Source organism: Vreelandella sp. 162(4c), assembly GCF_058152265.1.
The window spans coordinates 4,160,079-4,186,354 of record NZ_CM176981.1 but is presented as its reverse complement, the minus strand read 5'-3'; the positions used below and the strand labels follow the sequence as shown (position 1 = coordinate 4,186,354).

Sequence of the window (26,276 nt, the reverse complement as noted above, 5' to 3'; positions counted from 1 at the left end):
GCATGAATGTTAGCACGCTATAAATGGAAAGCTGAGCGCCAGCTACTATGCTTAAAGATGCAATGCTCAATAGTGCAGTAGGTAAACGGAAGCTAAATGAAAGGAGTTCAACAATGCCAGCAACCTCCAAGGCGCAACAGAAAGCGGCGGGCGCGGCACTATCCGCTAAGCGCGGAGAAACCAAGCCCAGTGAACTTTATGGTTCGTCTAAAGAGATGTATGACTCCATGAGCGAGGAGGAGCTAGAAGATTTCGCGAGTACACAGCGCAAAGGCAAACCGGAAAAGAAACAGGATTAACTATCCTCTTTGATATAAAACCGCCAGCTTATCGAAGCTGGCGGTTTTGGTTTTGCTAACGACTACTGCTTGCAAGGCACCACTTTACGCAGGGTGTCTTTTGCCCATAGCGTTTGGCCATCCGGCGTACGGCCATGCTCATTCCAGCGTTCGGCGGTTTCCAGGCAGAACGATCCAGCGCTTTCAACGCTCGCATCGCGGTTAGCCGGGCGCTCACCGCCAATCCGCATAACGTCAGGATTGTCGGTAGTATAACTTGGCGCAATGGTAGAGCTTGCACAGCCAGCGACCAGTGTGGTCAGTAGCAGTACGGGTAAACAGCGGCGCAGTGGCATGTTTTTACAACCCTCAACGTAGCACTATTAAGCCGACACCTATTGTCGGTAGCGCTAAATAGCACTGCCTGTAACAGAACGTCAATCTTTTTTCACCCTTCTCAGCCAGCGACTAAGGTAAGACTGGTAATAGGGCGCAGGTTTAGCCGTTTACAGCGCTTCTCTACACTCTCCACTATCTCTTGAGCGTCGTCGAACTGCTGCTTGTCGAGCTGGATATCGACCATTAAAAAGCTGCCCACCTGGGCCAGACGCACATCGTCGGCAGTGACATCAAAGTCAGCTATATCCTCCACCACATCACGTCGCACGCTGCTGCATGAACCGCCAAACATCAGCTCACGCAGTGCTCCCTTCACCATGCGAACCGGCATGGGCAAGAAGTAGCCTGCAATGATCAGCACCATCACCGGGTCGGCAAAGCGCGCGTAGCTGGCCCATGGCGACTGGGTTAACAGCCAGGTAAGCCCAAACCCCAACATGACAGCGGCACTTAGCCAGGTATCCATCTGCCACTGACGTAGCTCGGCGGTCAACAGCGAAGAGCGCGCTACACCGGCGTAGCGCGCCAGCCACCACCAAGTTAATAAACAACCCGTGACGTTGACCACGCCAAACATCAGCGCCAAATCCAGCGTGACCAACCGCCCACCATCGAGCAGGCTCCATAGCGCGGAGACCAATGACACGATACACACCATCGCGATCACTACGCCTTTGAGCAGCACTGCAAGCGGCTCTACCGTCAGCCGCCCAAAGGGGTAGTGTTCATCCGCAGGTTTACGCGCCTGCTGAAGTGCAAACAGAGACAACGATGCCAGCACAAGGCTCAGCAGCGAGTAGCCGCTGTCAAAAAGAATCGTTATAGAACCGCTGGTTAGCCCTAGCGTAAGCCCGGTAAACGCAAATAGGCTGGCTGAAATGGCTGAAAATCTTAGCGCACGGCGCTCGGCAACAAAGGGGGTCACGCGGATAACTCCATCACTTTAAGCGAATTATGCGCCATAATAGAGAAGAGTTATGACAATCACGAATCGCTCAGCGCCAAGTTAACTGGCGCTCAAAGCGTTAAACGAGGCGACTATGCGTGCAGAACAGGTACAGGCCTTTATTGATGTCACCGAGCATGGCTCCTTTGCCGCAGCAGCAAGACATACCGGCCTTAAACGGAGCACACTGAGTGCCGCCGTCAATGCGCTTGAGGATAGCCTGGGCGTGGCGCTATTTGAGCGTTCGGGCAATAGCCTAACGCTCACCGCCGTGGGCGATAGCGTGCTTCCTGACTGCTACCGCCTGCTGACCAGCGCAAGCCGAATCAAAAAACACTGCCACCAGCATTTGCAGGGCGTTGAAAGCCAACTCGGCATCGCCCGTGATGACGCCCTGCCCGAGGTGTTTTGGCGTCAGGTAATGCATGATTTAAAACAGCAGTTTCCGCTAACCGCGATTTCAGTGTACCTAGTGCCACCCCAGGAACACACCCAGTTTGTGCAGCGCCAAACGGTGGATATTGCCTTCGGTCTGTATACCGCTGAAGGCATTGATACCAACGCGGCCAACCTTGCTCCCGTCAGCATGCGTTTAGTGGCAGCGCCCCATCATCCTTTGAGTCGCCTCCCTAGCGTTAACCGCGACGACTTAGCCCAATACACCCAAGTGTGTTTGACCCACGTACAGGATGACAAGCTGATCAGCGAAGCGCTGTTTTCAGGTAATTATCTGGGTTTAACCATGTTTGAGGTGATCCGCGATGCCGTCATCAACGCGACCGGCTGGGCGCTGCTGCCTTACCCGCTGGTTAAAGGCGCCCTAGAGGCAGGCACGCTCTGCATGCTAAATCACGATCTAGTGCTAGACAGCCACTATTACCGCTATGTGGAGAGCGATAACCGCGGCGTGGTGGCCACCGCCTTGTTAAACAAAGTGGCGCACTTCTTAGCTTCCCAGAACTGAGCCCCGGGCGAATACCAGACTAACACTCAGGACTTGCTGACATATCGTTGAAATCTTTTTATGGAAAAAAACACCAAAGCCTTCCACGCTATTACAAAGAGCTAAATAAGGAGCCGCCAGGACACGCCACGTGAGGAACACTGGCGAGTGTCATCTGGGCGTAATACGCACCTGCCAGTGTCGATGTTGCCGTCAACCAAGGAGTGATTCCAACGATGGTACGACTCGATAAGAAAGCCACTCGGCTGTATGTGTTGGACACCAATGTCCTCATTCATGACCCCACCGCGCTCTACCACTTCGATGAGCACGATGTCGTTATCCCCATGACCGTCCTGGAGGAACTTGATAAGCACAAAAATGGTGTACGTGAAATTGCCCGCACGGCTCGCCAAATCAGCCGTACGCTCTCCGACCTTACCAGCCAAGTCACCTTTGATGAGATCCAACGCGGTATTCCGATTCCCCGTATCAGCGGCGACACAGGACGCCTGCACTTTTTATGCTACAACGATTTAAAGCTCTTTGACGCCCTCGACGATAGCCCCGATAACCGCATACTGGCAGAGACCTGCCGCCTTCGCGAAGAACGCCCCGACGCCTCGGTCATCCTGATTACCAAAGATATCAACCTCCGCGTTAAAGCCGCCGCGCTGAAAGTGCCCGTTGAGGATTACCTCAACGATCGCGCCTTCTCCGACAGCGACGCCATGATTGAGGGCGCCCAGGTCTACGCCTCCGCTGGCCAGCATGGCGCTTCACTGTGGGAAGCGTTGAATGTTGATGTCACAGTGGAACGACTCGATCACCACACTTTCTACCAACTCACCGGCACTATGCCCCGCCACTGGCACGTGGGCATGCTGGTCTCGGATAGCGAAAACGGGGCGGAGTTCGAAGCAATCGTTCGTGAACTGGGGCCCTCTTCGGCGCGCCTGCAATTGCTGACGAACTATCGCCACCACGCGGGCGTTTGGGGCGTTCACGCCCACGACAGTCGGCAAAACTTCACATTAAATCTACTCATGGATCCCGATATTGATCTGGTTACCATTGCGGGTAATGCCGGTACGGGTAAAACTTTTATGACCCTGGCCGCCGCCTTTCAGCAAACCCTGGATGCCAAGCTGTTTGAGCGTATTGTGTTTACCCGCGCGCCAATCCCCATGGGGGAAGACATTGGTTTTCTACCCGGCACCGAGGAGGAGAAGATGTCACCGTGGATGGGTGCCTTCCACGACAATATGGATAACCTGCTGCGCAACGAGGAGGGAGAAACCAGTTGGGATAACGGCGCCACGCGGCAGTTGATTGGTTCACGGGTACAAATCCGCTCGCCGAGCTTTATGCGCGGTCGTACCCTAAACGACACCTTTTTAATCATTGATGAGGCGCAAAACTTCACCCCCAAACAGCTTAAATCGCTAGTAACACGGGCGGGGCGCAATACCAAAATCGTCTGCCTGGGCAACGTCGGGCAGATTGACACCCCCTACCTTACCGCCAACACCTGCGGCATGGCCGCAGTGGTGGAGCGCTTCCGTGATTGGCCCCATGCCGGGCATATTACGCTGAAAAGTGTTGAACGCTCGCGCCTGGCCCTGGCGGCGGAAGAACTGCTTTAAGCTTTCTTCTTTAAACCTGCTTTTTTTAAAACCAACTGCCTCCCACCGCTGGTGGGAGGTGCTTCTCCACACCCTCAGGTATCGTTACTCTCCTCAATGTCCTTCCACGGCCGGGGGGCACCAATGGTATCCGCGGCAAACGCCTCGCGTTCACCTAACGGGCGCGCCTCGCCAATGGTGGTGTCAGTGAAGGTTTGCCGCTCCATCTCACAGTTGACTTCCGCACCAAACAGCACCACAAAGGCAGAGAGCCAAAACCATAGCATTAGCGCCACCACTGCCCCCAGTGAGCCATAAAGCTCGCTAAAGGTAGAGAAATAGCGCACGTAGAGCGAAAGCCCACCGGAACCTAACAGCCACATCCCCGTTGCCAGCAGCGTCCCATAACTTAACCAACTCCACTGGGCCGAGCGCCGATAAGGGGCGTAGCGGTAGAGCAGCGCAATCAGCATGCTCATCACCACTAACAGTGCAGGCCAGCGTAGCCATTGCAGGATTTGATCCAACGGAGGATTAATCGCCAAGGAGTTGACCAGCACCGGTACGATGGCAATAAACGCTAGCGAGATCAGCGTCATAAAAATCAAACCAAAAGTCAGCGCGACCAATACCGTACTACGGTGTAACAGGCTGCGTTTTTCAGTTTCGCCGTACACCACGTTAAGGCCAATAACCAACACCGCCACCCCTTTGGAAGCGATAAACATCGCAATCAGCAGCCCGGCTAATGCGCCCAGAAAATTACCCGATTCCGCACTCTCCACGACCTTTTGAGCCTGCTGATCAATCAGTTTGGCAGCATCCGGCGGCATGAACCGGCTTATTTCATACAACTGCTGACCGGCTTCATAAGGGTCAAACAGTAACCCCCAGAGGGAAATGACCGCGGCGATAGTGGGAAACAGCGCCAGCAAGGCGTAAAAAGCCACACCGGCGGCCAGCATGGTCAGGCGGTTACGACGAGCGGCGCGCACTACCCGCCAAGTAATATCGTGCCAACCCCGCTGGGGAATATCACCGGGTACCTGCGCCCGGCGACCGCGCGGGAGCTTACCCATAGCAGGCTCCTGACAAGTACAGTCCACACAGTCGTCTCATCGCTGACCTTCCCACATCATTAGCGCCGCAAGCAGCACGGCAAGCAACATCATCAGCCCACTGACATGGTGACGCAACCAGGACTCCGTCGACAACAGGCGAGTTAAATGGCCCATTAATATCTCTTCAGTTTTTTGTGCGCTTGCCACACTCGCCGCTTTAAGCTTGGCGCAGTAGTGCCCAAGCCGCCGTATTGGCACCAATGCAGCGCCGACCATCCCCGCATAGAGCCACCATAGATCTCCCGCGGGGAGGGATTTACCCTTAAGCGGACGCGTTAATAGCCAGCCCACCGCGGCGAACAGTACCCCCACCGGGAATGGCCACATAATCCCCAACCACTCTTTAAGCGGCGGCATCTCGATACTCCCCGCAGGGAGGGGAAGCCAAAATGGCGTTAACAGCGCTGCCGCTATGGCAACTAACCAGGCGCCCCACTGCTCTCGGTTACTGCCTCCTTTATGGCGCTGCTGCCACTGACGCCATAAAGCAACGCTTACCAGAGCCGCGGTGCCAACAGCCGCCCAACTGAGTAGTTTGATTAACGATTCATGATGCATTTCGTAGAGTGGACTCTTCACCCCCCACTTGCTGATCATGCCCGCCCCAATGGCACCCGCCAGCGAGATACCCGGCAGTGCCAGCAAACCCCAGACCAACGGCAGCGGCCACCGGGGTAGATGCTCACTGATACTGGTGCCCATAAACAGTGAGCCTTTGGCCAGCGCGTGGTGGGCAGCAAACAGCACCAAGCCTGGCCACAGCAACGGCCACACCTCTGGCGCGACTAATCCCATGGCCACCAAAGCAGTCATCATGCCCATCTGGCTGATACTGGAGTAGGCTAAAACAGCTTTAGGATGACGCTGAAAAACGCCATACAGCGCGGCGCCAAACGCTGCCGCCAGCCCTGCCATTAACATGATGTTGCCAAACTGGGCTAAGGAAGCTGAAATCTGCTCATCACCTAACGGCAGCACACTAATCCAGCCCAGCAGCCCTGCTTTAATCATCGCTCCGCTAAGCACCGCGCTGGCAGGGGCCGGTGCCACCGGGTGAGCTAACGGTAGCCATACGTGTAAGCCAATAGCCCCTGCTTTCACGCCAAAGCCCAAGCACAACAAGGCGGCCATCCATGCGCCTTGCTCTGCGACTAAAATGCCTTCACGCAGGCCTTGCAACGTTAATGTGTCAGCTTCACCGGCTGCCCATAGAAAGCCGCCTATAATAAGCCCTTCACCCACCACGGCTAACATCAAATAGGCCTTGGCCCCCAGCCGCGCCTCTGCGGTACCGCTATGCACTACCAGTGCGTAGGCGGCGAAGGTCATCAGCGCAAAGCCTAGATAAAAACTGGCGATATCCTGGGCAATAATCAGTAGTACGTTGCCCAGCAGTGTCAGCGGCCAAAGCAGCGCTAAGCGCAACAGGCGTCGCTGAGTATCCTGATCCCCCTCCTGGGCCTTCGCCTGTTCCGTCGCAAAATAGCCCCTCGCGTGGATGGCTGCCAACCCCCAGAGCAGCGCGGTAAACGCAAGCCAGGGGCGGCTTAGCGAGTTAAGCGCCCATTCGCCGCCCAGCATCCAGGCATCCACCGTCCACTGCGCTTCACCGCCATAGGCTAGCAGCAGCGCTGGCCAAGCGGCGCTTAGCCATAGTGCTGAAAAATAGCTATGATAAGCAGCCGGAGCGCGGTAGGCGCTCCATAGCGTCCAGCCGATGACGACCAGCGGCCAAAGTAGCGCCAGGGCAAGCAACATGGTCATCATGGCAGATACTCCCCGTTGGCTACCCGAGCCGCCCAATCCAAGGGGCTAAAGGGAAGCCCGGCAAACAGCCCGGCCCCCAAACTCACCAAGGCGGTAAACACCATCGGTAACAGCAGCCAACTATGGGTTTCAAAACGGCCTAGACGCTGCTCTTTGGGCCAACTGCCTTTGCCATGGGCAGGCCCTGAACGGAACCATAAGCGGTGCACAATGGGCAAAAAGTACATGGCATTGAGGGTACTGCTCGCCACTAGCACGGCGACGACCCAGTACATCTCGGCCTGAATCGCGCCAACGCCGAGGTACCACTTGGTAATAAACCCCGCAACGGGCGGAAGGCCAATCATGCCAAACGCGCCGATAGTAAACGCGATGCTGGTCAACGGCATACGCTTACCAGCACCGTCCATTTCATCAATACGATGGATCCCCAGCTCTTCGGCATAGTTGCCCGCACAGAAGAATAGCGTGACCTTCATTAAGCCCTGATGCAGCAAGTGCGCTAAAGCACCGACGGTGCCGAAAGGGCCAAACAGGCCTATACCGAGAATGACATAGGAGACCTGACTGACGGTGGAGAACGCTAGGCGGGGCTTGAGCTCCTCTTGGGCAATGGCCCTTAATGAACCATAAATAATCGTAAATGAGGCAGCTACCGCTAGCGCGGTAATAACGCCGAGCTCCACGCTCAGCTCAATGCCAAACAGGTCGTAAACTACCCGCAGAATCCCGAAAGCCCCCGCCTTCACCACCGCTACCGCGTGTAGCAGCGCACTCACCGGCGCGGGGGCAACCATTGCCCTGGGCAGCCACCCATGCAGCGGTACCATGGCCGTTTTTACCGCCAACCCACCCACTAGCAGGGCAAATATTAGCGTTAGCAGACCGCGATGATCGTTTAAATAGTCGCCCAACCCCTCTTCTGAGGAGAATGACTGATCCCCGGTCAGGCTATATAGCAACACGGTGCCAAGCAGCAGTACCACACCGGCGCTTAAGGTGTAGCGCAAATAGACGCGCCCGGCATCGAGTGCTTGCTGGGTACCGTTATGAACCACCAAAGGGTAGGTGGAGAGCGTCAACATTTCGTAGAAAATCAGGAAGGTAAACAGGTTATCAGCCAGCGCAATGCCGATCGTGCTCGCAACGCAGAGGCTAAAAAAGCCAAAAAAGCGCTTCCGATTAGCTGAACCTTCCAAGTAGCCAATGGCGTAGATTGTGGTGCATAGCCAAAGCAGTGACGATAGTCCGGCGAACATCACCCCCAACGCATCGCTGCGCAGTACGAAATCAACGCCACCGATCACTTGAAAGCTAAAAATATCCTCATGCCCCGCGGCGACCCGCCTGACCATAAGAGTAACCAGAATAATCTTAACCACTGCCGCCGCTAGGTTAATCGTCGTGCGCAGCCGCCGGGCGTCTTCCGGCAGCGCAAAGATAATCACCACCACCAATAGCGAAGTGGCCAGAGCCGTTAGCGGTAACCAGGCGGCGTTCATGGGCTACCTCCATGCATCAATTCCAGCGGAAAATGCGCCAATAACCCTAGAGCGAACGCAATCAGAGCAAGCGTTAGTGCGATCAGATCCATGCCCGGCGCCAAGGGTTGATAACGATGCCGTGGGGCCGTCTCATCAAAGCAGTAGCGAAACATGCGAAATATATAGGCAGCAGTGAGTAGCGTACCGGTTAAAAGCGCGGCCACCGCCCACCACTGCTGGGATATCACCATCGCCTGTAGCAGCATCCACTTGGCGGTAAACCCCGAGCTGGGCGGCAGCCCCATCAAAGTAATGGAGGCAATACCAAACACTAATAGCGAAAGCGGCAAGCGGCGGCTGGTACCGGCCAGGCCTTTGAGCGTGCTCTCCCCGGTGGCCAATATCAGGTTACCTGCAGCCATGAACATGGCGGCTTTAGCAAAGGCATGGCCCATTAGCTGCAGCCAGAACCCTTCCCAAGCCAAAGCGCGGGTTAGCGGGGCAATATCCGGCCCCAGTAGTAGCGGAAAAGCCACCATCAGGTAACCCAGCTGACCTACGGTAGAAGAAGCGACCAGGGTTTTAAGTGAATCGGTACGCCACGCCAGTAACCCGCCCCATACAATCGCCAGCAGGCCTAACCAAGCGATAACACGCGGGGCGTAGAAAGTATCGGGGAGCAGAATGCTCCACAGCTGCAGCAATATAAACAGCGACGCCTTGATCACCAGCGCCGCATGCAGCGCGCTCACCGGTGTCCAGGCATTCTCGTGGACAGGAGTCAGCCAGGCATGCAGTGGAAACAGCGCGGCTTTCAAGGCCAGCCCGGCGCCTATCAATGCGGCGGCAAACCACGCCACCGGCCCAGGCTCGACGACCTCAGCCAAGCCCTGCAAATCCAACCGCCCCCAGTGGCCCAAAATCAGCGCGACCCCGAGTAAATAGGTTAACGAGCCCATCAGGGCCAAGAGCAAATAGCGCATTCCCGCCACCAACGCGGCTACCTTGCCCGATAGCATCAGCATGCCGACCGCCGCAAGGCCCAACAGCTCCAGCCCGGCATAGAGGGTCAACAGGTCAGTGGCCAACCAAATTAACGAAAGCGCACTCAGCACTACGCCCATCAGCGGCCACAGCCAGCGTGCCAACGGCCCGGTTTCGCTTAAGCGCAGATACCCTGGCGTATAGATCGCTGCCGCAACGCCAATCATCTGAGTCATTAATAGCAACAGCGCGCTCAGCCCGTTTAAGCGCAGCGACAGCTGAACGCCTGCTATGTCCCAATGCCAGCGCAGTAGTCCCGCTTGATCGTAAGCAGATAGCAGCATTAGCCCAGAAGCCAACACCGGAACACTCGCCAGCACCACGGGCCATGCCCGCTTAGGGGGGAATAGTGCCGCCAGCATGCCCAGCAGCAGGGGTAAGCCAAGCGCAACTAACAGCGCCCAGTGGGTAGGGAGAAGGGGTTCAAAGGTGCTATCGAAAAGGCCAAAGCGCCAAATCATGTGGCGCCCTCTTCAGTTCGACCGTCACGCCCCAAAGCCTCGACCCCTTCGATATGCAAAAGCTGCCGAATCAACAGCGCACCCAGCATTGAACCCAGCCAAGCGACTAGCAGCCCTAAACTAATTAGTGCCTGAGCAGTCGCCGAGGTGCCTGCCACGCCAGCCAGTAGTATAAATACCGCCGAGCCGAGCAGATTAAACGCCAGCAGCCGACGCAGCAGATGACGGTGTAGCGCAAACGCCCCTAAGGCGGTAGCGGCAATCACTACTCCAGCAACAAGCAGCGGATGCTCTGACGGTGCATACGCCATATCGGCGACGACATAGCGAATCGCGGCGCCGACCATGACAAACCAAGCCAGTGCCAACAACACCCGCATCGCCACCCGCGACCAAGGCTCGCTGAATTTATCGCGCTCTAAAGGTGAGGAAGCGCCGGGTAAGACATGGCCCAGGGCATAAAAAAAGCAGGGCCCGGTTAACCCTACCCCTAGCACCAGCTCGACAGCCGCCAGCCAGGGGGCACCGAGCTGCCACCAGGCCGCAGTCATTGCGGCCGTAAAAGCCACAAAAAAGTAGCAGGCGCGCACCAGGTGGCGGTCAAACAGGCATACTAGCGCTGATGCCGTGAGGAACAGCGCCAGCAGCACTTCTATTGCGTCAAAAGATTCTATTGCATCTAAGGAGGCTGTCATTCGTTTTCGCTACATCCTTGCATCGGTCACGAATAGGCGCTTAGTGTAGGCGAGAACTCAGCCACTTGCCGATATCATTCACTTGCTGGGGGCAGAGCGCATGGGCCATGGGGTATTGACGGTAGTTGACCGCGTAACCCATCTCTTTCAAGCGGTCGGCTCCGCTACGACCCAGGCTTTCAGGCACAATGGGGTCAAAGTTACCGTGCTGCACTTCTATAGGGATTTGACGATTGGCTTCCGCCAGGTCGATATTGTCCGCGGTCGCGAAGTAGGTCGACATGGCCAATAAGCCCCCTAGCGGCGCTGGGAAAGTCAGCGCGGCGTGGTAGGCAACAGCACCACCCTGCGAAAAGCCCGCCACAATAATACGTTGGCTATCGATACCCTGGTCGATCTGCTCTTGAATCAGTGTTTGGATTCGCTCAGCAGATTTCTTGAGCTGGATCTCATCGACCCGACGCCCCAAATCCATGGCCAAAATATCGTACCAAGCGGGCATCACCATACCGCCATTAATCGTCACCGGCAGCCGTGGCGCATGGGGCATGATAAAGCGTACGTGGGAATCTTTAGGCAGCGCTAACGCGGGCACCAAGGGTTCAAAATCGTGCCCATCCGCGCCTAAGCCGTGAATAATAAACACACAGGCATCGGCGGGTTGACCATCTTTCGGCTCAATAATCAGTTCGCCAGGAGCAGTCATGACATCGTATTCCTTATTCAAAAAGGGCCACCCTAGCGCAAACCCGCGTTAACAGCGAGCCATGGCATGCTTAAAAAGGTCACGCCACGCTCAAAAGGGCCACACGAGGGGAATCAAAACGAGCGCTATGGCACCCGTCAGTATATTTAATCCACCGCCCAACCGTAGAAAATCACTCACCCGGTAACCACCCGGGCCATATACCATCAGGTTGGTTTGGTAGCCGATGGGGGTTAGAAAGCTCGCTGAGGCGGCAAACATTACCGCCACCACATAGGGCATCGGGCTCGCGCCCAAGCTTTCGGCTGCGCTCATCACCACCGGAAAAATAATCACTGCCGCTGCATTGTTGGTCACCAGCTCGGTGAGTAGCGCCACCACGCAGTAAGTGCCTACTAACAGTAGCAAAGGGTTCCCGGCCACTAAGGTGAGCACTCCGCCGGCCATTACCTCGGCAGCACCAGAGCTTTGCAGCGCGGCCCCCACCCCAAACGACGCGGCAATGGTGAGCAACACCTGGGTATCCAAGCCACGCTTGGCGGCGCCCACCGAACAGCAGCCCGTGAGTAGCGCCAATGCCGCCCCCAACATGGCAGCGTTGAGCATACTCAGCACCCCGAAGGCGGCGAGCAGCACGGCGCCTAACAGCACTCCCCACGCTAGCGGCGCTTTCTCATGGATCGGCCGCGCCGCGCCATTCAACTCACTAATCAGCAAAAAATCCCGCGACTGGCGGTGCCGCTCAATAAAAGGCGGCCGCGCCTCCAGCAGCAGCACATCGGCAGGCTGCAGCCGCACTTGGCCAAGATTACCCTTAACCCGTTCACCGCCACGGCAGATCGCCAGCACTGCTGCCCCATAAAGGGTTCTAAAGTGACCATCGCGAATACGCTGGCCAATAAACTGGCACTGATTTGAGACCACCGCCTCGACCAAGCGACGCTCTTTAAACTCTTTCTCCAAACTGGAAGTACCATCCCGGGAAGGGATTAAGCCACGAATTTGCTGCAACTCCACCGCCGCATCAGAGGTACCTGCAAACACCAGCCGATCGCCACCTTTTAGCTGCTCGCCAGGACCAACAACGCTAACCACGTTGCCTGCGCGCTCAATCTCAACCAGAAACAACTCCTGCAGGTGGCGTAGTCCCGCCTCTTCGACAGTGCGATCCACCAACACGCCTGACGGGTCGACTTCCATTTCGATAGTGAATTCGCGTGGGTTGGCAAACGCATTGGCCAGCCCTTCCCTGGCAGGCAACAACCGCGGCCCGAGCAAAATAAGATAGCCAAGCCCTACGACGGCGACGGGAACACCGACCCAGGCCAAATCCAACAGGCCCATACCGAGTTCTGGGTAACGCTCCAGCAATAGCCCGTGCACCACCAAGTTCGTGCTGGTACCAAAGAGCGTGATGGTGCCGCCGAGGATAGAGGCGAAACTGAGCGGCATCAGCAGCCGCTGGGGAGACAAGCGCAGCCGACGGCTCCAGCTCATGACCGCGGGAATATAGGTAGCAACGACGGGGGTATTATTGACAAAACCGCTAAGCGTGGCCACGGGGAGCAGCAGGCGAACCAACGCGCCTCGCTCGCTTTTTGGCCGTTTGAGCACATAGCGAATGATCAGGTCGATGCCGCCGGTTTCGCGAATGCTGGCCACCAGCACATACATAAACGCCACGGTAAACAGGCCGCTATTGGAGAAGCCCCCCAGCGCCTGCTGTGGGTCAATCACCCCCAGCGTCATTAGCAAAATCACCGCGCCCAGCAAAATAATATCCGGCCCCAGGCGTGAAAAGGCCATCAACGGGAAGATGGTGAGCACCACCCCGACCGCTATCCAAGCATCCAGCGACATAACCACGACATCCTTAACAAATAAGCATGGCGGTATTGTGAAGCCAATCGCATATTCTAAAAAGTTATTTTTAGAAACATTTAAAGATCAAAATGGAATATTAGGTGTGAGGCAAGTTTAAATTACCAAACCTAGAAAGCAAAAACCCCGCACTTGGCGGGGTTTTCTGGTCAATCAACGCTAGGCGGTGATTGCTAACATCTCATTGCTTAAGAATTAACTTAAACTACTTTGATGTTAGAAGCCTGAAGGCCTTTTTTACCCTGGGTGACGTCGAAGGAAACCTTCTGGCCGTCTTGCAGGGATTTGAAGCCTTCTGCCTGAATTTCTGAGAAATGCGCGAACAGATCGTCGCCATTGTCGTCAGGAGAAATGAAGCCGAAACCTTTAGTGTCGTTGAACCACTTAACGGTACCAGTTGCCATGATCGAAATCCTCGATGTTGCTAATTAAACCGGGAAATACCCGAATTGCAGTGGGTATAACAAGAGACTTTCACCAGATTTAACGCTAGAGGCGCTTCTATACTGCTGACAACGTTCGACTTGCTAACCAACTGTAACTATTCTGCGCTCAACCACCCTCCTGCGTCAACACCCCCATAAAACGCTGCTTAGTAGATTTTGTCGCTAGTAAACCTCACGCCTCTCAGCCAGTATCCAACCGGCGGCCTTCTCGGCAATCATCAGCGTCGGAGAATTGGTGTTGCCACTGGTGATGGTCGGCATAACGCTGGCGTCAGCCACTCTTAGCCCGCTAATACCGCGCACTCTCAGCCGTGCATCGACCACTGCCATCGCATCATCTTCCTGGCCCATACGTGCGGTGCCCACCGGGTGGAAAATAGTCGTGCCGATATCACCAGCCAGCCGGGCTAGTTCATCGTCGCTTTGGTACTCAAGGCCGGGCTTCACCTCTTCCGGCGCGTATTTGGCAAACGCAGGCTGCTCGGCGATACGCCTCGTCACCCGCAGAGAATCCGCCGCCACTTTGCGATCTTCAGGGGTGCTCAAGTAATTGGGAGAAATCGCCGGTGCCTGGCGCGGGTCGCTGCTTTTAAGTCGCACGGTGCCCCGGCTGGTAGGGTTCAAATTGCATACGCTGGCGGTAATCGCTGGGTAGGGATGCAGCGGCTGACCAAAGGCTTCCAGGCTTAGCGGCTGCACGTGGTACTCAATATTGGGGTGCGGCTGATCCTTCGTGCTGCGGGTAAAAGCCCCCAGCTGCGAAGGTGCCATGCTCATCGGCCCAGAGCGCTTAAACAGGTACTCAAGGCCAATTCCCGCTTTACCCCACAGCGTGCTGGCTATGGCATTGAGGGTTTTGCCATTAGTAATCCGATATATCGAACGAATCTGCAGGTGATCCTGCAAGTTCTCGCCGACGCCCGGCAGCTCATGCACTACCTCAACGCCATGCTTACGCAACGACTCTGCGGGCCCCACACCGGAAAGCTGCAGCAGATGCGGCGTACCAATCGCGCCTGCGCAGAGCACTACTTCCCTGTTCGCCATGACGCGAAGCGGGCTGCCCTCACGCTCCACCTCCACCCCTGTGCATCGCAGCATGTTGGCACTTTTTTCGAACAGCAGCCGATTGACTTGAGTGGAGTGCCATAGTGTGAGGTTTTTGCGCTTAAGCGCGGGGCGCAAAAACGCTTTGGCGGTATTCCAGCGCCAGCCCGAGCGCTGATTGACCTCAAAGTAGGCCACGCCTTCGTTAGAGCCACGGTTAAAATCGTCGGTACGCGGGATGCCCGCCTGCACGGCAGCTTCGGCGAAATCATCCAGCACCTGCCACTTGAGGCGCTGCTTTTCGATCCTCCACTCCCCACCGTGGCCGTGAAAATCCCGGTGCTGGGCGTCTGCATCTCCGCCCTCGTCCAGACGGTAGTGGTCTTCATGTTTGATAAAGTCGGGTAGGCAGTTCTCCCAGCGCCAGGCATCGTCGCCGGTGACTTCCGCCCAGTGGTCGTAGTCACGCGCTTGGCCGCGCATATAGATCATGCCGTTGATGCTAGAGCAGCCGCCCAGGGTTTTCCCCCGTGGGTAGATCAGCGAACGGCCATTGAGGCCTTTATCGGGCTCGGTGCGAAACAGCCAGTCGGTACGTGGATTATTAATGCAGTAGAGGTAGCCCACCGGAATATGAATCCAGTGGTAGTTATCGCGACCGCCCGCCTCTATCAGCAGTACCTTATTATTGGGATTGGCACTCAAACGATTAGCCATCAGGCACCCCGCGGTGCCTGCGCCGATCACGATATAGTCGAAGTAACTGATATGGTCGATATTGTTATGGGTAGATTCTGACATTGGTTGGCTCCGGTAACGTTTAGTCGCTACTTCGCCGTGGGCATTACAAATTCAGCCCCGGCATCAATCGAATCCGACCAACGCTGCATAATCGATTTCTGCTTGGTGTAGAAACGCACGCCTTCTTCCCCATAGGCGTGGGTGTCACCAAACAGCGAGCGCTTCCAGCCACCAAAGCCGTGCCATGCCATAGGTACCGGAATGGGCACATTGATACCCACCATGCCGACCTGAATACGGCGGCCAAACTCCCGCGCCACCGTACCGCTTTCGGTAAAGCAGCTAACGCCGTTGCCAAACTCATGGTCGTTAATCAACTGGATTGCAGTGGCGATATCCGGCACCCGCACGCAAACCAGCACCGGGCCAAAAATTTCTTCTTTATAGATCGTCATCTCGGGAGTGACATTGTCAAAAAGCGTGCCGCCCATCCAGAACCCGTCGGCGCAGTCCTCGCCTGCCGATGAAGCATTAAAGTTGCGTCCATCAACCACCAGTTCAGCACCTTCAGCCACGCCTTTTTCGATATACCCAGTAATCCGCTGGTGGGCTTGACGAGTCACAATGGGGCCCATTTCCGCATCCAGCTGCATACCATCTTTTACTTTCAGCGCTTTAGCCCGCTCAGCCAATGCTGGCACGACTTTATCCGCCACATCACCTACCAACACCGCCACGCTAATCGCCATGCAGCGCTCGCCGGCGGAGCCATAGGCGGCGCCAATCAGTGCGTCGACGGCTTTATCCAAATGTGCATCCGGCATCACTACCATATGGTTTTTGGCCCCGCCCAAGGCTTGAATGCGCTTGCCGTTGAGCGCGCCGCGCTCGTAGATCAGGTTGGCAATTGGCGTTGAGCCTACAAACGACAGCGCCTTAACATGCGGATGGTCGATCAGCGCTTCCACAGAGTCTTTATCACCCTGCACAACGTTAAACACGCCGTCGGGCAGGCCCGCCTGCTTCAACAGGTCGGCCATTAGCAGCGAAGCACTGGGATCAAGAGGGCTGGGTTTCAAAATAAACGTATTACCAGCGGCAATCGCCAGGGGGAACATCCACATCGGCACCATGGCCGGGAAATTAAATGGCGTTATACCAGCGACGACACCTAACGGCTGGCGCATCGTCCAGTTATCGATCCCGGTACTCACCTGCTCGGTGTAGTCACCCTTTAACAACTGCGGGATACCACAGGCAAATTCAACAATATCGATACCACGGGCCACTTCACCCTGGGCGTCGGTGAACACCTTGCCATGCTCTTTGGTAATTGCTTCGGCTAGCTCATCTTTATGAGCGTTTAACAGCTCTAAAAACTTGAACATCACCCGGGCGCGGCGGATCGGCGGGGTATCGGCCCAGGCAGGGAAAGCGGCTTGTGCGGCCTCTACCGCCGCATTGACGTCCGCCGGGGAAGCGAGCGACACACGACCGGTAACACGGCCAGTGGCGGGGTTAAAAACGTCCTGGGATTGAGCAGACTCACCAGCGGTGACCTGACCATTAATAAAGTGCTGAATCGCTGTTGTTGTCATGGGAGTACCTAGTTAAGAACGCATGTTTAAAGCGTGTGCAAAAAGCTTACTTTCAGCCTAGCCTACTGGGCCTAACGAACGGGTCAATTGAGTTATTTAAAAGCCAGTTATAAGCTTTTCTAATATCACAACGAGTATTTGAGGCTAATCATGCAAGAGTACGCCACCCTGCGCGCCTTCGTGGCCGTTGCACGAACAGGCAGCGTGTCACGCGCCGCAGAACAGCTGCACCTGACTCAGCCGGCCATTAGCCTAAAGTTGAAGCAACTGCAGTCGAATTTAGGCCTCACGCTGTTTAGTCGCCGTCCTCAAGGCCTTGCTCTGACGCCCGACGGCCATGCACTGCTACCTGCCGCTGAAAAGGCCCTGGCCAGCGCCCTGTCGTTTGAGCAAACCGCCGGGACATTACACAGCACGCTGCGCGGCAAGCTCTCAATTGGCACCATTGTCGACCCCGAATTTCTCCGTCTAGGCGCCTTTTTGAGCCGCTTGATGGCTCGTACGCCGCAGTTAGAAACCGAACTTCACCATGGTATGAGCGGCAGCGTGCTTAATCGTATTGAACAAGGCGACTTAGATGTTGGGTTTTACCTGGCGCCGCCCGCTCAAGGCCCTGGAAAAGGCCATGAGACGCTTGCTTGGCGTGAGCTAACCCATTTTGATTATCACGTAATTGCCCCAGCAGGCTGGGAAAATCGACTCATTGATACTCGTTGGGAGCACTTAGCCACGCTGCCCTGGATTGTTACGCCACAGGATTCCGCCCACCACCGGCTGTTAAAACAGGCGTTGGCACCGAGCGGCGCAGTTCCCAATCGGGTGGCCCAGGTGGATCAGGAGGCCTGCATGCTTGACCTGGTGCGCGCAGGCGTTGGCTTAAGCCTAGCCCGGGACGCCCTGGCGATGACCGAACGCCAGGAGAGCGGCTTGGCAGTGGCAGAGAATATTCGCCTGCCCTGCGCGTTAAGCTTTATCTGGCGTCATGAAAGCACCAACGAATCGACCGTTAACGCTGCGCTAAGTACGCTGGATGAGGTATGGCCCCATCGTCTAGGCTAAGTCATAAAAAAAGGGTTGTGACAAAGGGGCTGTAAGGAAAGGGAACACCAAGCGACTAATCAACTTCATAATGAACAGTAACTCGCCCTGCTACTGGAGTGCTTGCAATGATCCGTCTGTCCCCTCTTCGTCCATTTACGCTTGGCGTATTGGCGGCCGCTGGCCTAGCCAGCCCTTCGCTTCAAGCTCAGAGCAGTGCAGAAGCGACTTTTGCCGGTGGCTGCTTCTGGTGTATGGAACCGCCGTACGATAACCAACCCGGCGTCACTTCCACCATTTCCGGCTATATCGGCGGCGAGCTAGAGAACCCCACCTACGAAGAAATCTCCCAGGGCGGTACTGGCCATGCTGAAGTCGTGCAAATCGAATACGACTCCGAACAGATCAGCTACGAGCAGCTATTAGAAATCTTCTGGCGCAACATCGACCCCTTTGCGGTCGACCGTCAGTTCTGCGATGTAGGCGATCAATACCGCTCGGCGATCTTCTATCATGACGAAACCCAGCGTGAACTGGCCGAAGCGTCCAAAGCCGAAATGGAAGCGCGCTTCGACCGGGAGATCGCCACCCAAATAGTACCAGCCACCACGTTCTGGCCTGCTGAGGAGTACCACCAGAACTATTATCAAAAGAACCCTGTGCGTTATAAGTTCTACCGCTACAGCTGTGGTCGCGACGGACGCCTGGAAGAAGTGTGGGGCGAAGAAGCCGGAGGGCCTTCGTTTGAGTAGCAGGTGTTACGACTTAAACATTGATTAGACTAATTGGTTGAACTGTTTACTTTAATCACTGCCGGAAAGGGAACGCCAATGTTATGCATGGTCGTTCATTTTGTACTACAGTGACCTTACGCAAGAAATAGACCGGTTGGTCTATTAGGCGTCCTGGAGCTGGACGCTGTGACCCCACGTTGATCAATAGATAGGAGATCTTATGAGCAACAGCATCAAGACGATCAATCCCACCAATGGTGAAACCCTCGAATCCTATACGCTAATGAGCAGCGCGGAAGCCAAGCAGATAGTGGACGCCTGCTACGAGGCGTTTCTCGATTGGCGCCTAGAATCGCTGGAAAGCCGCGCTAAAACGGTCAAAGCCATTGGCCAAGCGCTGCAAAAGCATAAAGAAGAGCTTGCCGACCTGATGGTCAATGAGATGGGTAAACTGCCTTCTCAGGCCCGCCAGGAAGTCGATCTTTGCACCGGCATCTGTGATTACACCGCTGAACATGGCCCCAAAAAGCTAGCCGACGAAGAGCGTCAGCCTGGCAATGGTAAACGCGGTTTCGTGACCTACTCACCGATGGGTGTGATCTACGGCATTCAGCCCTGGAACTTCCCTGCATATCAGGTAGTACGCTACTCCATCGCCAATATTATGGCGGGTAACGGCGTGCTGCTAAAACACGCTGAAAACGTGACTGGCAGCGGCCTGCTGCTAGAAAAAATCTACCGCGAAGCGGGCCTCCCGGAAAACGTCTTCCGTACACTGGTGATCTCTCACGATGTTTCTGATGAGGTGATTGCTCATTCTGCGGTACGTGGCGTAACCCTAACGGGTAGCGATGGCGCAGGTCGCAAAGTCGCTGGCAAAGCGGCCGAGCACCTTAAAAAGACCGTGCTTGAGCTGGGCTCTAACGATGCCTACCTAGTGCTCGATGACGCCGACATGGATGTCGCCATCGACACCTGCGTACAGGGGCGCGTCTACAACGGCGGTCAAACCTGCGTCGCGGCCAAGCGTTTTGTGGTCACTGAAAAGAACTATGAAACGTTTAAAAAGCGCTATGTAGAACGTATGCAGTCGCTTAAAGCGGGTGACCCGACCCAAGAAGACAGCGACCTGGGGCCCATGGCTCGCGTGGATCTGCGCGATGGTCTCCACGACCAAGTGGAAGAGAGCGTGCGCAAAGGTGCGAAGATTCTTTGCGGTGGCGAAAAGCCATCCGGTAAAGGCGCGTTTTACCCGGTCACCGTGCTGGATAACGTGACTCCCGGCCAGCCCGCTTACGACGACGAGCTGTTTGGCCCCGTCGCTGCGCTGATTCGTGCCAAAGATGACGAAGATGCCATGCGCATTGCCAACGACAGCCGTTACGGCCTGGGCGGCGGTATCATCTCTAAAGATGTGAAACGCGCCACCGAGCTAGCCAGCAAGTACTTTGATACCGGCATGGTGTTTATCAACGGCTTTGGCGTTGCAACCCCGGAAATGCCTTTCGGCGGCGTTAAAAACTCCGGTTACGGTCGCGAGCACGGCGGCTTCGGCATGCACGAGTTCGTCAATGCCAAGTCGGTTATTGTCGTTCAAGAGTAAGGCTGTAAGCGCTCAAAATCCTGAGCGATAAGATAGAGCGCCGCTAGCTTTTTATTAAGGCTAGCGGCGCTTTTTTCGTTGCGTGTTTATTACGAATTCAACTGTTGGTCAGAGGTTCGACGCTGCCAAAGTTTCAGCACAATAGCAATCACCACCCAGGTCACCAACGCCGCAATAACATCATCCAAAACAATGCCAAAACCGCCATGAACATACTCTGCCAGATGAATCGGCGGCGGCTTCAGCGCATCGAAAAAGCGGTAGACAACGAATGCCAGCGCTATCACCGCTGGGTGGCGCGCGCCGGCTAACCCGATTACCGCCAGCGGAAACGCTACATATTCATCGGCAACGATACTGCCATGATCCAAACCGGCGTAGTGCCAGGCAGCGACGTGGCAAACCGGTATCGCAAGTAGCAGCAGCGTTGCCATGATAGCACCTTGCTGACCTAGCGGACGGCTTAACAACCACCACGCCAGAGGGATGCCCAGCAGCGAGCCAAAGGTACCCGGCGCCATCGGCGCTAGCCCCAGCCCAAAGCCGGTAGCTAGCCAAAAATTAACCGTATCCAGCATTAACCCGCCTGCTGCGCTTGACGCTCAAGTTCGTCAGTCATCTCTTTGGGTAAGTTGAGGGCATTACCCAACTGGTCGAGCCAGGCGCGCTCCATGGGGTTTTGATCATCGGTCACGGCCACGCTGATCAGGTACATTTCCCGGGCCGCTTGAGGGGAGTCCGCTTCGCGGGCCAGCGCTTGGGCATCCAGCGGTGCTTTTAGCTGCTGCTCCACCCAGTTATGCATCTCCTGGTCGGCACCCAGGGCATCAATCTGCTCGGTAATCAGTGCCTGCTCCTGCTGATCAATATGGCCATCGGCCCGGGCAGCCATAATCATCGCCTGCAGTAACTCCAGGCTGCGGCGCTCCTGGTACTCACCGCTAAGCGCTTCTACCCGCTCGCCCTCTGACGCATTCTGGGCCGTATTTTGCTGGGCATTGCCATTTTTTGCCGCCTGGGAGCTCTGCCACGCTTTCCACGCCAGCACGCCCACCCCAGCAATGGCGCCGTATTTCAGCGCTTTACCGCCCATGCTGCGGCCGCGTTTGGAGCCGACCAACATGCCCATGGCGCCGCCACCGAGCAGGCTCTTAACATCGAAGCCACTGGAGGAGCCGCCACCTTGACCGCTGCTGCCACTGCCTAGCTGCTTAGAGAGCCCGCTCAGCATGCCTTTAACATCAACACCACTGCCACTGCCGCCCTTCTGACTTCCGCCAGCTTGCTGCATCAGCTGCTGTAAAATTTTGCTTGCGTTCATCCTTGTACTCCTAAGTAGATAGTATCTTCAGAGCTCGTTTGACGATTGAGTCACTTTATAAAACATTCTATATGAACCCAGCATGAACCAGGCCTTGGAGGAAAACTGCCTGCAATCGGCCATGCGGCGTTAAGCGTTAAAGAAGTGCACCCTTTACTTCCACTGAGCTCCCCTGCCGGCTGGCACGCACGTCTATACGGACTGGCATTTGCTCTTTGAGTTCGCTGACATGGGAGATCACGCCGATCATGCGCCCGCCCATTTGCAGTTCGCTGAGCATGGCAATGGCTTGATCCAGCGCATCCTGATCCAGGCTACCAAAGCCCTCATCGATAAATAGCGTATCCAGTTGAATGCCGCCAGCGTAAGCCTGCACTACGTCTGAGAGCCCCAGTGCCAGCGAGAGCGCAGCCATAAACGACTCCCCGCCTGAGAGTGTCGCTACCGAACGATTCTTGCCGGTGTAGGTGTCGGCCACATCAAGCTCCAGCCCAGAGGCTCTGTTACCTTTGGAGGGATCTTCCCGGCGCACCAACTGATAACGCCCGCGGCTCATGCGTACCAACCGCTCCGAAGCTTGAATCAATACGTCATCCAGCAACACTCCCAGCACAAAACGCTGCAGGCTAATACGGTGCCCCGTACGGCCGTTAGCAACCTCACTGAGCGTGCCCCACAGCTGATACTGGGCTTCGAGCTCTGCCTGCGCCGTGTGGGCAGTCGCAAGCTTTTGACGAATGCCTCGAAGTGTGGACAGCCTTCCATCGAGTCCCCGCCACGCCTCTAGCTGGGCGTTCTCTTCGACCTGGGCCACATCGGCTAGGCTGTTCAGCGCGGCCATATTTGGCGGCGTTTTTTCCGCAAGCTGGGCTTGGTAGTTCTCCAGCGCGCCTTCAAGCTCGGCCAGACGGCGTTGGTACGCCTCTACTTGCCGAGTCAACTCTTGCCACTGAGCATCATCCAACTGCGCAGCCTGAAACGCCGCCTCATCACCAAAGGGGCTAGCCTGCAGGGCAGTTTGCCACTCTGTTTGCACCTGCTTTAGCGTCTGCTCACTACGTTCGATTCGCTCGTTCGCGCCGCGTAGCTGCTCTTCCGCCCGGGCCAGCTGGGTTTGGCTGGTCGAGAGCATCTGCTGGGCGCTCTCCCAGGCTTTTTCAAGTTGTGCGATTTGGTTTTCCAGATCTGCAAGAGTTCGGCGCATTGCCTCAGGGTCGCGGGCATCTTCAGGCAGCGATTGGCTCAGCTGATCGCGCTGACTCTCCAGGCGCAACGCCTCCTCTTTCGCCTTCTCCACCTCGGGACGCTGGGTTTTAAGCTGCTTATCCAGCGCGCCCCACTCGCGGCGCAGCGCTTCGCGAGCGGTGTTCTGCTGGCTAATCTCACGTTCAACGCTTTCCCGGCGCTGCACTTGGCGGCGCAAGCCTTCGCAGGCATTTTGCAGCTCAGTCAGCGGTTGACTAGCCCACTCGCCCAACTGTTGAGCAAGCCGCTGGGCCTGTTCTGTATTGTAGTTAATCTGCTGAGTGAGCTGATGGTGATGACGTTCGGCACCCTGACGTGCTTGGCGGGCCTGCTCTTGCGCCATCCTGGCTTCTTCAACCTGCGCCTGACTGACCACGTTGGCACTATCAACCGCTGGGGCTGGATGCTCCAGGCTGCCACACACCGGGCAAGGCGCATCCTGTTCAAGAGTAAGCGCTAACAGCGCGGCCTGCCCCTGGTGCCAGCGCATCTCCTGCTCAGTGGCGTGGCGTTGCGCGCGCTCTGCTTCGCTTTGCAGACGGTTGAGTGTCTCCGTTGCCTGCTGCTGTTGGCTGGTTAACTCACGCGCTTGCCGGGCGAGTTCATCCAGCTCTTGACGCAGGGTCAGCAGGTCGTTATGGCGGCTTAGCTCAGCGGGGGCGCTGGCCAGCTGCTGAAACTCTGTCTGTAAGCGTTCCAGATTAACGCTAATCGCTTCGCCCTGCTGGCGAATGTTATCTAGCTGCGCCTCATCACGCTTGAGCGCACTATCAGCTTGTTGCCAGGCGGCCTGCGCCGTTTGAAAACACGCCTGCAACTCGCTTAACTGTTGGCTTTTATGAATAAATTCGCCCAATTGACGGTGGCGCTCCCGGAGCGCGGGGAGCTCTGCCTGACGCTGGCGTGCCACTTCTAACGACTGCTGCGCCTGATCGGCGTTACTACGTTGAGTGGCTAACGCGGTTTCCGCCTGTCGCTGATCGGCCTGGGCGGTGGTTAGCGCCTGCTGTGCTTGGTCTAGGGCTGCTCTATGGGGGCGCAGCGCCTGGGCGTGGGTGCTTTGCGCTAAACGCTCCTGAGTACTTTCTATGTGAGCGCGCTGCTCAAGATGGCGGGTTTTATCCGCCGCGAGTGTATCCCTGGCCTCAAATTGACGCTGCAGCGCCAGCGCCTCATCGCGCTGTTTTTCGGCGCTACGGCGCTGCTGCTGCGCGGTTTCAAAGCGTTGCCGCGCTTGGTCTACCTGGGGTGTCAGCGCTTCAAGCTCTTGCGCTAACGCGGCTTCGCTCTCAAGCTCCCCCCCGGCGAGGATGCCACTGATATGCTGGCGATGATCACTCACTGCCCGCTCGATTTGATTGGCCTGGGTTCGCAGGCGTTCTTCGATGCGCTGAAAAATCTGGGTTTGAAACAGCTGGGAAAAAATCACTTCGCGCTCTTTGGAGCCTGCCAGCAGCAGTTCGCGGAACTTGCCCTGGGGTAGCACCATCACCTGACGAAACTGGTTGGCATCCAGGCCGATCAGGGTTTGCAGCTCCGCGGTGGCATCGTTAACTTTGCGCGCCACCAGGCAAGTCTCTACATCACCATCTGCCTTTAATCGCCACAGCTGGGCTTCAGCATTATGGGTAGTCGTGCCTTCGCCACGGGCCTTGGGGCGCTCCTGCTGGGGCACCCGGCGAACCCGGTAATCCACGCCGCGCAGGCGAAAATCCAGCATCACTTCCGTTAGCAGCGTAGCATCAGCCTGGTCGCAGCGCATCTGCGCCGGGTCGCGTTCATTGCCCGTGGTTTGGCCGTAAAGCGCAAAACAGATGGCATCGAGAATCGAGCTTTTACCGGCGCCGGTAGGGCCATTAATCAGAAACAGCGGGCTTCTGCCCAGGGCGGTGAAGTCGATAGTCTCACTGCCCGCAAAAGGCCCGAACGCCTGCATGGTGAGGGTTAGCGGTGTCATCCCTGAGCCTCTTCGTCACGGCTAAGCTTGCCTATCAGTTCGCTTATCGCCTCGGTTTGTTGGTCAGTCATGGGCTCACCGCTGGTTTGGGCGAAAAAGTCACTGAACATATCCAGTGCGCTGAACTTCAGCCGCTCTCGGTCAAGCTGCTGATTGCCCCGAGCATCCAGCATACCGGGCTTCTCGAGATGCAGCACGTTGGGATACACCTCGCGCAACTTGCCCATGGGGTCGAGAATGGCGTGGCGATCAGTTAACCGCACCAGCAGGTAGTCGTCGGCATTGGCGTCCGTTCGCCCCTGGGCAATCAACGCATCGATCTCGCCCTCTAATACGCGAACTTCACGACTGGGAATGAGCGGTATCTGCTCGATCTTGGTGACGCCGCTCGCATCAAAATCCACCAGCGTCACGCCTTTACGCTGGCTGGCTTCGGAAAAGCTATATTTGAGCAGCGAGCCGCTGTAACGAATATGCTCGCCGCCGCGGTACTGGGGGCCGTGAAGGTGGCCAAGCGCCACATAGTCAAAGCCTTGCATAGGCTCCCAGGCGACGCTTTCGGCACCGCCCAGGGTCAGCGGGCGTTCAGAATCAGAGGCGCTGCCGCCATCCACAAAGCAGTGGCTCATCAATATGCACGGGCGTGTCGGGTGACGCTGCTCTTCGATGCGCTCAACCAAATAGCGGTGGGAGCCGTCAAAATCGCGCACCTCCACGTTAAACTGGCTGCGAACATGTTCGGGGTCGGCGTAGGGAATGCCGAACACATCCATCTCAGCGCCCTTAATCGTCAGCGTTACAGGTGTGTCAAAATCAGCTAAGTCGGAAAGAATATGCAGACCGGCCTGACGCAGGTGGCGCGCGCCGAAACGAAGCCGCTCAGCACCATCGTGGTTACCTGAAATCATGATCACCGGCAGCTTGCGCTCCTCGCAGAGCGCGTGGAGCACCTCATCCAGCAGCGTTACCGCCGCCGCAGGCGGCACCGAACGGTCGTAGATATCGCCCGCAATCAGCACCGCATCGACGTTTTCCCGGTCGACAATCTCGATAAGCTGGTCGAGCACATAGCGCTGATCATCCAGTAACGACAGGTTGTGGAACAGCCGCCCCAGGTGCCAATCGGCGGTGTGAAGTAGACGCATAACAGGCTCAGCAAAAAATAGTGTAGCGGCATGATAACAACCCGATACTCA

The 26,276-nt window shown here is 56.5% G+C and carries 22 protein-coding genes; 6 read left to right on the top strand and 16 right to left on the bottom strand.

Going from position 1 to position 26,276, the window contains the following annotated elements:
• The first annotated feature begins 113 nt into the window (after positions 1 to 113).
• Positions 114 to 299: a DUF3008 family protein gene (locus AC4EYZ_RS19215; protein ID WP_022522460.1), complete on the top strand. Its 186-nt coding sequence runs from the start codon at positions 114 to 116 to the stop codon at positions 297 to 299.
• A gap of 62 nt (positions 300 to 361) precedes the next feature.
• Here the strand turns inward: AC4EYZ_RS19215 and AC4EYZ_RS19210 are convergent, their stop codons facing one another.
• Together AC4EYZ_RS19210 and AC4EYZ_RS19205 are read right to left on the bottom strand one after the other, a co-directional pair.
• Positions 362 to 634 (bottom strand): hypothetical protein, encoded by a 273-nt coding sequence (locus AC4EYZ_RS19210; protein WP_039860484.1) that lies wholly within the window; start codon positions 632 to 634, stop codon positions 362 to 364.
• A gap of 101 nt (positions 635 to 735) precedes the next feature.
• The gene (locus AC4EYZ_RS19205) at positions 736 to 1,602 is read right to left on the bottom strand and encodes a cation diffusion facilitator family transporter (RefSeq protein WP_427769030.1); all 867 of its coding nucleotides are present in this window, start codon (positions 1,600 to 1,602) and stop codon (positions 736 to 738) included.
• Positions 1,603 to 1,717: 115 nt separating this feature from the next.
• Here AC4EYZ_RS19205 and AC4EYZ_RS19200 point away from each other — a divergent pair, with 115 nt between their 5' ends.
• Positions 1,718 to 2,587 carry a LysR family transcriptional regulator gene (locus tag AC4EYZ_RS19200; RefSeq protein WP_474191849.1) on the top strand — a complete coding sequence of 290 codons (870 nt, stop codon included), beginning with the start codon at positions 1,718 to 1,720 and terminating at the stop codon, positions 2,585 to 2,587.
• A gap of 215 nt (positions 2,588 to 2,802) precedes the next feature.
• The gene (locus AC4EYZ_RS19195; protein WP_022522457.1) at positions 2,803 to 4,212 is read left to right on the top strand and encodes a PhoH family protein; all 1,410 of its coding nucleotides are present in this window, start codon (positions 2,803 to 2,805) and stop codon (positions 4,210 to 4,212) included.
• A 74-nt stretch (positions 4,213 to 4,286) separates the two neighbouring features.
• Here AC4EYZ_RS19195 and AC4EYZ_RS19190 read toward each other — a convergent pair whose 3' ends face one another.
• From AC4EYZ_RS19190 to AC4EYZ_RS19145, 10 genes are all read right to left on the bottom strand, one after another.
• On the bottom strand, positions 4,287 to 5,270 hold the full coding sequence (locus tag AC4EYZ_RS19190; protein WP_035538190.1) for a YihY/virulence factor BrkB family protein: 984 nt from the start codon (positions 5,268 to 5,270) through the stop codon (positions 4,287 to 4,289).
• 36 nt (positions 5,271 to 5,306) lie between these two features.
• Positions 5,307 to 7,079, bottom strand: coding sequence for a complex I subunit 5 family protein (locus AC4EYZ_RS19185; RefSeq protein WP_027958545.1), 1,773 nt, complete (start codon positions 7,077 to 7,079; stop codon positions 5,307 to 5,309).
• Entirely contained in the window at positions 7,076 to 8,581 is a 1,506-nt protein-coding gene (locus tag AC4EYZ_RS19180) for a complex I subunit 5 family protein (protein ID WP_400672433.1), read from the bottom strand. The genes AC4EYZ_RS19185 and AC4EYZ_RS19180 overlap by 4 nt, the downstream gene beginning before the upstream one ends.
• Positions 8,578 to 10,068: a complex I subunit 5 family protein gene (locus AC4EYZ_RS19175; protein ID WP_490203966.1), complete on the bottom strand. Its 1,491-nt coding sequence runs from the start codon at positions 10,066 to 10,068 to the stop codon at positions 8,578 to 8,580. Before AC4EYZ_RS19175 ends, AC4EYZ_RS19180 begins: the two co-directional genes overlap by 4 nt.
• Positions 10,065 to 10,763, bottom strand: a complete 699-nt coding sequence (locus AC4EYZ_RS19170; protein ID WP_190374803.1) for a hypothetical protein — start codon at positions 10,761 to 10,763, stop codon at positions 10,065 to 10,067. Before AC4EYZ_RS19170 ends, AC4EYZ_RS19175 begins: the two co-directional genes overlap by 4 nt.
• Positions 10,764 to 10,803: 40 nt before the next feature.
• On the bottom strand, positions 10,804 to 11,469 hold the full coding sequence (locus AC4EYZ_RS19165; protein WP_022522451.1) for an alpha/beta hydrolase: 666 nt from the start codon (positions 11,467 to 11,469) through the stop codon (positions 10,804 to 10,806).
• A 90-nt stretch (positions 11,470 to 11,559) separates the two neighbouring features.
• Entirely contained in the window at positions 11,560 to 13,329 is a 1,770-nt protein-coding gene (locus AC4EYZ_RS19160; protein WP_190374802.1) for an SLC13 family permease, read from the bottom strand.
• A gap of 221 nt (positions 13,330 to 13,550) precedes the next feature.
• Positions 13,551 to 13,754 (bottom strand): cold-shock protein, encoded by a 204-nt coding sequence (locus AC4EYZ_RS19155; protein ID WP_035559868.1) that lies wholly within the window; start codon positions 13,752 to 13,754, stop codon positions 13,551 to 13,553.
• Between the two features lie 204 nt (positions 13,755 to 13,958).
• Positions 13,959 to 15,644, bottom strand: a complete 1,686-nt coding sequence (locus tag AC4EYZ_RS19150) for a GMC family oxidoreductase (protein ID WP_052475598.1) — start codon at positions 15,642 to 15,644, stop codon at positions 13,959 to 13,961.
• Positions 15,645 to 15,670: 26 nt separating this feature from the next.
• Positions 15,671 to 17,182 carry a CoA-acylating methylmalonate-semialdehyde dehydrogenase gene (locus AC4EYZ_RS19145; RefSeq protein WP_190374801.1) on the bottom strand — a complete coding sequence of 504 codons (1,512 nt, stop codon included), beginning with the start codon at positions 17,180 to 17,182 and terminating at the stop codon, positions 15,671 to 15,673.
• 150 nt (positions 17,183 to 17,332) lie between these two features.
• On the opposite strand from AC4EYZ_RS19145, the gene AC4EYZ_RS19140 reads away from it, so the two are divergent.
• From AC4EYZ_RS19140 to AC4EYZ_RS19130, 3 genes are all read left to right on the top strand, one after another.
• The gene (locus AC4EYZ_RS19140) at positions 17,333 to 18,241 is read left to right on the top strand and encodes a LysR family transcriptional regulator (protein ID WP_141440787.1); all 909 of its coding nucleotides are present in this window, start codon (positions 17,333 to 17,335) and stop codon (positions 18,239 to 18,241) included.
• A 107-nt stretch (positions 18,242 to 18,348) separates the two neighbouring features.
• A complete protein-coding gene (msrA, locus tag AC4EYZ_RS19135) occupies positions 18,349 to 18,972 on the top strand; it encodes a peptide-methionine (S)-S-oxide reductase MsrA (RefSeq protein WP_474193123.1) in 624 nt (207 codons plus the stop codon).
• 202 nt (positions 18,973 to 19,174) lie between these two features.
• Positions 19,175 to 20,557, top strand: coding sequence for an NAD-dependent succinate-semialdehyde dehydrogenase (locus tag AC4EYZ_RS19130; protein ID WP_490203965.1), 1,383 nt, complete (start codon positions 19,175 to 19,177; stop codon positions 20,555 to 20,557).
• A gap of 89 nt (positions 20,558 to 20,646) precedes the next feature.
• Here the strand turns inward: AC4EYZ_RS19130 and AC4EYZ_RS19125 are convergent, their stop codons facing one another.
• From AC4EYZ_RS19125 to AC4EYZ_RS19110, 4 genes are all read right to left on the bottom strand, one after another.
• On the bottom strand, positions 20,647 to 21,135 hold the full coding sequence (locus tag AC4EYZ_RS19125) for a phosphatidylglycerophosphatase A family protein (protein ID WP_287018941.1): 489 nt from the start codon (positions 21,133 to 21,135) through the stop codon (positions 20,647 to 20,649).
• Positions 21,135 to 21,878, bottom strand: coding sequence for a tellurite resistance TerB family protein (locus tag AC4EYZ_RS19120; protein WP_490203964.1), 744 nt, complete (start codon positions 21,876 to 21,878; stop codon positions 21,135 to 21,137). The genes AC4EYZ_RS19125 and AC4EYZ_RS19120 overlap by 1 nt, the downstream gene beginning before the upstream one ends.
• 136 nt (positions 21,879 to 22,014) lie before the next feature.
• Positions 22,015 to 25,080, bottom strand: a complete 3,066-nt coding sequence (locus AC4EYZ_RS19115; RefSeq protein WP_474192995.1) for an AAA family ATPase — start codon at positions 25,078 to 25,080, stop codon at positions 22,015 to 22,017.
• Complete coding sequence (locus AC4EYZ_RS19110; RefSeq protein ID WP_490203963.1) at positions 25,077 to 26,225, bottom strand: exonuclease SbcCD subunit D; 1,149 nt, start codon at positions 26,223 to 26,225, stop codon at positions 25,077 to 25,079. The genes AC4EYZ_RS19115 and AC4EYZ_RS19110 overlap by 4 nt, the downstream gene beginning before the upstream one ends.
• Between the last annotated feature and the right edge of the window lie 51 nt (positions 26,226 to 26,276).